At 35.2% G+C, this 6,922-nt stretch carries 9 protein-coding genes; 2 read left to right on the top strand and 7 right to left on the bottom strand.

All coding sequences use genetic code 11. From position 1 onward, the window contains the following. Positions 1–796, top strand: a 796-nt coding sequence (locus R3333_RS11260) for a helicase-related protein (protein WP_318958879.1), incomplete at its 5' end; no start/stop codon positions are given. Between the two features lie 83 nt (positions 797–879). Continuing rightward, positions 880–1,251 carry a DUF1801 domain-containing protein gene (locus R3333_RS11255; protein WP_318958878.1) on the top strand — a complete coding sequence of 124 codons (372 nt, stop codon included), beginning with the start codon at positions 880–882 and terminating at the stop codon, positions 1,249–1,251. An 8-nt stretch (positions 1,252–1,259) separates the two neighbouring features. Here the strand turns inward: R3333_RS11255 and R3333_RS11250 are convergent, their stop codons facing one another. The 7 genes from R3333_RS11250 to R3333_RS11220 form a co-directional block, all read right to left on the bottom strand. Beyond that, on the bottom strand, positions 1,260–2,162 hold the full coding sequence (locus R3333_RS11250) for a hypothetical protein (RefSeq protein ID WP_318958877.1): 903 nt from the start codon (positions 2,160–2,162) through the stop codon (positions 1,260–1,262). Continuing rightward, complete coding sequence (locus R3333_RS11245) at positions 2,159–3,097, bottom strand: hypothetical protein (RefSeq protein WP_318958876.1); 939 nt, start codon at positions 3,095–3,097, stop codon at positions 2,159–2,161. The genes R3333_RS11250 and R3333_RS11245 overlap by 4 nt, the downstream gene beginning before the upstream one ends. Next, positions 3,094–4,065, bottom strand: coding sequence for a hypothetical protein (locus R3333_RS11240; RefSeq protein ID WP_318958875.1), 972 nt, complete (start codon positions 4,063–4,065; stop codon positions 3,094–3,096). The genes R3333_RS11245 and R3333_RS11240 overlap by 4 nt, the downstream gene beginning before the upstream one ends. Before the next feature lie 49 nt (positions 4,066–4,114). Continuing rightward, positions 4,115–4,990 carry a DUF4846 domain-containing protein gene (locus R3333_RS11235; protein ID WP_318958874.1) on the bottom strand — a complete coding sequence of 292 codons (876 nt, stop codon included), beginning with the start codon at positions 4,988–4,990 and terminating at the stop codon, positions 4,115–4,117. A 216-nt stretch (positions 4,991–5,206) separates the two neighbouring features. Next, the gene (locus R3333_RS11230; RefSeq protein WP_318958873.1) at positions 5,207–5,512 is read right to left on the bottom strand and encodes a hypothetical protein; all 306 of its coding nucleotides are present in this window, start codon (positions 5,510–5,512) and stop codon (positions 5,207–5,209) included. Between the two features lie 118 nt (positions 5,513–5,630). After that, on the bottom strand, positions 5,631–6,251 hold the full coding sequence (locus R3333_RS11225; protein ID WP_318958872.1) for a hypothetical protein: 621 nt from the start codon (positions 6,249–6,251) through the stop codon (positions 5,631–5,633). 4 nt (positions 6,252–6,255) lie between these two features. After that, on the bottom strand, positions 6,256–6,922 hold a 667-nt coding region (locus R3333_RS11220; RefSeq protein ID WP_318958871.1), incomplete at its 5' end, for an MFS transporter.

The raw sequence follows: 6,922 nt of genomic DNA, 5'->3' as shown, positions 1-6,922 counted from the left end.
AGTTGCCTTAGGAAAGAAAACATTGATTTTTAACTCAGGAATAGAAACATCTATTCGCGTGAGAGAAACCTTTGAGAAAAGAGGATTTAAGATTAAACACTTAGACAGTACGTTCTCAGATAAGGATAGAAAAGATACTTTATCTTGGTTTAAGGAAACTCCTGATGCCATCCTAACATCTGTAGGTATCTTAACAACCGGTTTCGATGAACCAACGGTAGAAACGATTATTTTGAACAGAGCAACACGTTCGTTGACCTTGTATCACCAAATGATTGGTCGTGGTTCAAGAAAGTTACCTCAGAAGGATGAATTCTTATTGATAGACTTAGGAAACAACGTAAGACGTTTCGGTTTATGGCAAGATTATATCAACTGGCAGGATGCTTTCCAATTCCCAGATAGATTCTTGGAATCTCGTTTGTCTGAGCAAGATGATTTACAATTTGAAGCTGCTTTTGAATTGCCAAAGCGTATTCAGCACAGAGTAGACATGGACATCATCAACAAGTTTAAGATGAAGGAAGTTTACGAAGATTTGGTAGATGAAGGTAGACCGGGTAAAAAAGCAGTTGATTTATCGGTAGACAATCACTTTGATGCCATTAAAGATAAAGCAACAGACTTTTACGATGCGCTAGAAATTATGGAAAGCTTACAAGAGCATATAGAGCACCGTTTGAAGCAGTATACAAAATTGATAGCTAAGAGTACCAAAAATTACTTTAAGTACTTATTAGAGACCTATAACCGTCAATTAAGACAAAAGCTTAGAGCAGTTTTAGATGACGAGTAAAGATTTATAAAAACGGCACATTTTTAACGACGAAATTCAGTAGAGTTTCGTCGTTTTTTGTTGGAATAATTTATCTTTAAAAGATGCTACAAGAAATAAAAGACCACATAGAAGCCCAACCACTAGCCGTGCAAGATCAACTCTTAAAGCTCCACAACGCCATACTTGAATTATCCGACGAAATAGAAGAACATTACGGCTACAAAATGCCTGGTTTCAAATACAAAGGAAGGATACTCGTGTATTACAGCGCCTTTAAAAATCACATTGGTTTTTATGGTTTCTCAAGCGTATTTGGAGAGAAAGACGAAGAAATGCAACAATACAAAGGCGGAAAAGGAACCTTACAATTTCCACACGGCACAGAAGTCCCCCTTGCTTTGGTGCAACGCTTAACGAAAGCAAGGATGTTAGAAAATGAAGAGGTGGCTGCTAAGAAGGGGAAGAAAAACTAACATTTAACTCATTCTATTTTTGATTCCGGTGGCGGAGGTGGAATTACTATTTCTCTTGCAATAGCTTTGTTTTTGAATAATTTATCAGGATAATAACTGAAATTGTTTACATCTATATCCGCGGTATCCGAGAACTTGTTAAGTTTAAACAGGAAATACTCTTCTATAAAACCTAAGTTTTTCAAAAAACTATTTTCATCAAATTGATAAATAGAATCTTCATATAATATTTCCAAATTGCAACCTGCCCAGCAATTAATTACATCCCACTGATGAATTTTCGAACGATTTTCTATTAGGTCATTTAAAAATGATGAAAAAACTATAGAGTCAGTATGTGTGAAAAAATCTATTTCCCTTTGGTAAATCTCATTATTTTGACGAATACTTGTAAAATATCGAATACCTCTTAAACTATCTACTAACATTGAAAATCTTTTATCATATGACCATGAACTGTTTATAAAATACTTTACATCGGTATCGAATGTTCCTGAATTCATCCTAACATATAACCTTCTCGGTGTCCACTTAATACCAAAAGCTTTTTGTAAATGAATTATGCCCAAACTATCTTTTGAAATCAGGTAAGCACTCGTATCCTTGTTCAAGAATCCTTCTTTCCATTTGTACCGTAATGAATCACAAAACTTAAAACTGTGGTACAATAAACTATTTGGTAGGAATAACGTGTCTTCTCTTAGGTTTGGAATTCCAAACCTAAAACAAGCTAATTTTGTACTATCCATTTTCAAATTACCGAAGTAGTAAAAATCTTTATGGACAGTATCTTTATCGCTCCACATTTGACCAAAGCCTAAGAGTTCTTCTTGCCAATTATTTTTTGTTTCTGGGCCTTTTGGTTTACAGGCAACAACGAATATTGTGAGGATAATAATTATGCTTCTCATGGTGCTATTTCAATTAATGGAACTCCTGGTAAAGCTCTTGCTACAGAATAACTTTTTCGTGGGAAAGTTGAATCTAATGGTGGGTATTCCTCCAAAGTACTCATCCTTTTATCTTTGCTAAGGTTCAATTGATAATTAAAATACTCGACTAAACCATGCGCATCAATAGGAAGTGTATTTCCATTGAAGTAAAACAAAGAATCTTTGTATACCATTGTAATATTCAATTCCATAGGGTAGTAACATACTGAAACATTTAATTTTTCTTGGTATCTCCTCTCTATCAATAAATTCAAAAAGCTATTCACAACTAAAGAATCTTGGTGATTTAAGATTGGTTTAGTTTGAATAATCAAAGAATCGGCCTTCAAATCAAACCTATCTGTTGCTATCATTACTTTACTTTCTGACATCCCCCCGTATTGAACATGAACATAGGATTTGTTATACTCTTCATAATCCAAATACATGAAATCTTCAGGTAAAGCTTTCGTATTCATTTTTACATACAATTCAGAAGGTATCTGAGCTACCCCTGTTAATTTCCTCAAAAGTAACTGGTTACTTTGTTCTTCTATCATGAAAGATGTGCTATCCTCTACCTCCAAAAAATCTTTATTAAAATTGTTGTCACTTTTCACTTTCTCCCACCATTCTTGGGGAATCATTTGAACAAGTCTGAGATTTGGGATGGTTACCCTATCCCCCTTAAAACAAAAAGAGGAAGAGTCTTTAATTTCAGTGTATTTCGTGCTATCCATTACTCGATTTCCGAAATAATAGAAAGTTTTAGTCATGCTTTCTGGGGATAATCCAATTTTACCATAGCCCATTAACACCTCCTCCCAATTTCGATAATTCACCTTTTCAGGAGAAGAACAAGAAGCTAGGAAAAACATCCATAAAAAACTTAGGTACGTTAAATCTTTTTTCATTTAGGGTTGGATTTTAAATCATCTAAGGCTTTTAACTCCTTCTCAACCTCCAAATTTCGCTTTTCTCTTTCTGTTCTTTTTCGTGCTAAAGGCAGGTCTTTATACCTATCAATTATAAGAAAATCGTTGGTGTCTAATATGGGTTCAAGCCTTTCTCCTTTTTTATCAAGTTCAAGGGTAAGTCCGTGAATTAATTTAGATATAGGAAGTGGAAACGCTTGCATTCCATACTCGTAAAGGGAGTCTTTATACGCTACTGTAATCAAGTTCTCATAATCCCCAAGACCACACCCTGATTCTATTTCTTTAAAAGGATGACTTCTATGAGCAGTAAATAAATTCAAATAACTAAATAGAATTTTCTCATCATTTTTGTTCAAAGTCTTCTTTTCTATGTACAACTTTCGAAAAGATTCAATATCGTCTTTCTCTATGTAGCTTTTCTCGTAGTAAAGATACAAACCCTTTGAACCATCCCAATGAAACACATTATCCCTTTCTTTCTGATTTTCTAGATGAATGAGATAAAGATCATTCGAAATAAAGGGCGCATACACATTCAAGGATATTCGAGAAGGTGCATCGCTGCATGTATTTAAGTTAGTAAGATAAATCACCCCTTCTTTCTTTTTTAATTCGTACTCATAGGATGGATTAGATAGTGACCAAAGAATTGGTCTTCTAATCAACGAGTCTTTACTGCCTGGAATACTACTGTAATAATTCAGGTAGCTTCTCAACTGAGATCTTGAAAGCAATAAGGTATCCCCTTTAATAGAAAAATCTTCGGAAACACTACCAAAATGATAAAACAAATGGACGAAATTTTCCCCTTCTATTTTTAAGCTTCCAAAACCCAATAATTCTTGCTCCCAATTCATTAATCCATTTTGCTTACCCTCTTTCTCCTCAATTTGGGAACAAGAAAACAACAACAAGATCATCATCAAAGGAAGGAAATTACGCATGTAATCTTTTAAGCAGGTTACAAACAAAAATCAATCCATTTTGTCCCTCTTAAAACCTCATCAAACTCTCACGTGTAAAAGTCCATTCTGGGGTGTAGATTTCATCTTCTATATCTTCTAAACAATACCAAGGATTTGCACCAGGAACTGAAGGATTTACTAAAATTTGCGTCTCTTGTGCCGGCATGTAGCTTTGGGCTAACATGAAGTAATGTTTTTGAGTAATTGTATCTTGGGCCATGTCTACTACCAAAACGGCATGTCCAGGAGAACCTCCCTTAATAATTACATCACCAATTTGCATTTCATTCAAAGGAATGGGATTTAATTCACGAGACAAAGACAAGGTACCTGCATAGGTAAAAATGCATTCCATATAGTTCCAAAAATCTTGGTAGGTATTTGAAGCTTGCGTCTTTTGCACCCATTCCACGTTATTTCCTGAAACACGTATTCGTTTTCCTTTCATCCATTCTGTATAGTCCACTCTAAATCCATTGGTGAAATTGAAATGGATGTCTTCATAGCGCTTTTGTTTCCATAAATATTCAGCACGAAAACGCATTACAGCATCCGCACACTGGTGCAAGTCTTTCTTCCCTATTTCTAAATCTACTACGGCGCAGTAAACCGCCGAATTTCGTTTGATATCACCGTCATAATACTTCACTTGTGCCCCCTCTTCTTTGAGCGGAAGATTCCTGAGGTAAAAGGCAAAAGATGAAGAATCCACAGACTTTCTAATCGCATTAACCGGTGTATTGAAGCGCCCCTCTAGGGTATAAAAAGAAGTATCTTTTAAAGGTTTCATTTTTCTTTCTTGCGGACTTTTAATTTCTGTTAAGGTAGTATGGTTTACCGTTTCCACGGTACAAGAAAACAGACTCTGAAACACGAGAAAACTTGTGAGCAACTGGAAATGCATAGATCTTTTAGTATTTGAATACGATGATTAGAAAAAGTAACGGACTAAAAATACAAAAGGGATGAAACTAACTCGTCATCCCTTTCGCTCTTTTATCTATTGCAACACTATGCGCTGCTTTGCAATGACTTGATTCGATTTTTCTTGTTGTATTTGAAGGATGTAAACTCCCTTACTCCAGCCCTGAGTACATAGGAATACTGATAAGTACCTTAATTAATTAAAAAATGGACTTTCTACCCAAATTACAGCTATAGCCAGCACAAACGTTAAAACCAACAAACTCTTCTTGAGTCCTTCTTTCTTTCTTCCCATAGCATATAACCAAGCCAGAAACATGCCTATACTAACCGTACTAAAAATGAGCGGAAGGTTTGTTAGTGGTTCGGGTGAAACTACACCTTTTACATCTTGTGCAAATCTTTCTATGTCATTTTTGGGTATGGAAGAAAAGTAAACCACAGTTTCACTTATGGCCAATAGGGCACAATACAATTGAGCTAAATAATGTACAATACGCATGAATACGACTTTTTACTTGAACAATCATATCGCCATATTGTTTAAATTTCAAACGAATAAATAAAAATTAATCACCTTTTTTATTATTTGACCGTGTTTTATGTTTAACCTTTATATGTCACCTTATATCTTCCTTACAGAAATCACAAAGCGTACTCCCAACTCCGTCAATGGTTTTAATAGACTCTGCAGCATCGCGCATGACGCAATTTGGATCTCTATCACAATGCGGTAAACCTAGGTTATGTCCTATTTCGTGGTTGGCAATTTTTATAAGTTGAGATCTTCTATCTGGTCTTCTTTTACTTAATCGAAAAGTAGAAACAATACAACTAGCCCCCGGTCGATATCCCAAACCAAAAATCCCCCAATCTTCATACTTTGATTTTGGTAATTTCACAGTTCCGTCTGGATTCTGTTTCGTGGTAGAAATATCTTTGGTAATTAATCCTAAAACATGGTCTATAGAATCTGCTTTCTGCGCTTTTAAATAAGCAATTAATTGATCTGCGCGATAGCGAGGTGATTTAACATTGACAAATGTATTTTCCGGAATTTCAATAGGAGTAAGCACATCCACTTTTGCTTTGTAGTTTTCAACCAAAGAGCTTTTTACAAGTTCTATATCTACTTGGTTTACCCCTACAAAAGGTTGAATAGCAATGTGTAATTGCTGCTTTTTTCCGCAAGAAGAAAACAAAAGATTCAGTACAAAAAATAGTGGTAGGATGATTTTCATTGATTTATATTTTAGGCATACGCAACTTAATAATTAAAGCTGATATTACTGTTATGCATCCTATTAAATATATGGAAGCATCAATTCCAAAAGCATCCGCAACTATCCCCGAAATGATGGCTCCAAAGGCATAGCCCAAATCTCTCCACAACCTAAATATCCCAATACTTTCGGCACGTTGATTGGGCTGTGTTGCACTCGCTATGGTAGATAAAAATGTTGGATAAACTAAAGCAGTCCCTAAACCCAGCAAGGCTGAAATGGCAATTAAAACGTAAAAGTTAGAACTAAAAGGAAACAAGAGTATGACCAATCCTTGAAGTAGCATTCCGTAGAAAAGCATGTTCTTTTTTGAGTAAAGATCAGACATCTTTCCTGTAAATAATTGACCTATTCCCCATACACCGGGATAAACAGATGCAATCACAGCAATACTTTCTTTGTCAAAATTCAAAGTTCCTAAAAGAATGGGTAATAATCCCCATATCATACCATCATTCAAGTTGTTTACTAAACCTGCCTGAGATACAGAACTTAAGGTTTTATCCTTAAAACTCGTTTCTACAAATACATTCTCAAATTTTTGGGTGGTCGTGGTCTTACTTTCTTGGTGAACAAATTTGCGCGTATCTTTCACCCAAATAACACTGAGCAATAAACCAACAATGGCT

Origin of the sequence: Lishizhenia sp. (assembly GCF_033720595.1) — a bacterium.
In the GTDB taxonomy this organism is placed as follows: Bacteria; Bacteroidota; Bacteroidia; order Flavobacteriales_D; family Crocinitomicaceae; genus Lishizhenia.
Note: the sequence above shows the minus strand (reverse complement) of the source record. Positions and strands in the feature narration are given on the sequence as shown.